The 223-nt window shown below is 43.9% G+C and carries 1 protein-coding gene; it reads right to left on the bottom strand.

All coding sequences use genetic code 11. The annotated features are described in order from the left end of the window. On the bottom strand, positions 1-223 hold a 223-nt coding region (locus tag AC1M9K_RS14660; protein WP_481589660.1), incomplete at both ends, for an Ig-like domain-containing protein.

Raw genomic sequence — 223 nt, 5'->3', positions numbered from 1 at the left:
TAATTTGCCATCCGCAGTTTCAGTAGCAGTATTACCTACCGCATCTTTCGCTTCAGCTTTAACTGTATATTCACCTTCTGGTAATTCTTCAGTCGGTGTGAACGTCCAGTTGCCTTCTGGATCTACAGTCGCATCACCTGTTGCTACAGGGTTGCCATCTTTGTCTAAGATTTCAACTTTTACTGTTGCACCTGGCTCAGTCTTACCTGAGATTGTTGGTGTA

It is taken from the genome of Acinetobacter sp. 24-47-67, assembly GCF_056779735.1.
Note: the sequence above shows the minus strand (reverse complement) of the source record. Positions and strands in the feature narration are given on the sequence as shown.